At 49.2% G+C, this 1,243-nt stretch carries 1 protein-coding gene; it reads left to right on the top strand.

The features are described 5' to 3' along the window. Positions 1–89: 89 nt before the first annotated feature. On the top strand, positions 90–1,243 hold a 1,154-nt coding region (gene cobA / locus ACWHAR_RS22015), incomplete at its 3' end, for a uroporphyrinogen-III C-methyltransferase (RefSeq protein WP_452087829.1).

Below are 1,243 nucleotides of genomic sequence, written 5' to 3'. Positions count from 1 at the left end.
AAGGAGAACATGTTTATCTCGTATATTGATCAAAAGACCGGATCACTTTTCTAGTGGTCCTTCATTTTTTACAGTGACGGAAGGATGACATGATCATGAAGAACGGAATCGTATATTTCGTGGGAGCCGGACCCGGCGACCCAGGCCTGCTCACCATCAAAGGAAAACAGGCCCTCGAGGAAGCAGATGTGATTTTATATGACCGGCTCGCCAACCCGAAGCTGCTCGAATTTGCATCACCGGACTGCCAGTTTATTTATTGCGGAAAACTGCCAGACCGCCATTTTATGAAACAAAAAGAAATTAACGCCCTGCTGGTTGAAAAAGCATTAAATGGGTTAACCGTCGTTCGCTTGAAGGGCGGAGATCCGAGCGTATTCGGCAGAGTCGGCGAGGAAGCAGATGCTCTTCATGAGCACGGCATTCGCTATGAAATGGTGCCGGGAATCACCTCTGGAATTGCAGCGCCGCTATATGCGGGCATCCCCGTCACGCATCGGGATTTTGCATCGTCTTTTGCCATGATTACAGCGCATGATAAATCATTAAAAGGCACGCCGAACCTTGACTGGGAAGGGCTGGCCCGAAGCGTTCAAACCCTTGTTTTTTACATGGGTGTCAAGAACTTGTCTTATATTTGCCAGCAGCTTATTTCATACGGGAAATCGCCTTCTGTCCCTGTCATTGTCATCCAATGGGGAACGTGGGGCCGCCAGCGGAGTGTGAAAGGAACACTTGAGAACATTCAGCAAAAAGTGCAGGAACACCAGATTACAAACCCTGCGATTATCGTCATCGGAGACATCGTCAACTTTCAAACACACGGCTGGTTTGAAAGCAAACCGCTCATCGGACGGCATTTGATGGTTGTGACTCATGGCGAAGATGAAGACCCGCTTGCAGACAAGCTGCGCGATTCCGGCGCCGATGTCATCGAGTGGCCGAAATGGCGGACCGAAAACATGCCAGTCAATGAAGACATTCTTCGAAAGATTGGCACCTTTGAAGACGTTTTTTTCACATCGCGCCGAGCGGTTTGTGAATTTTTCAGAGCACTGGCTTCTCAGAAAATCGACATCCGCCAGCTGACAGCCAAACTGAGTGCAGCATCTGAGCAAGCAAAGACAGAGCTTGAGAAACGGGGCTTTCTTGTCACCGCCATTCAACCTGATTCAGAGAAACGTCTTGTTGTCGGGAGCCGCCATGCAGTGGAATTCATGCAAAAGCATGAATCCTGTTCGTT

It is taken from the genome of Bacillus sp. LR--39 (assembly GCF_053613335.1).
Note: the sequence above shows the minus strand (reverse complement) of the source record. Positions and strands in the feature narration are given on the sequence as shown.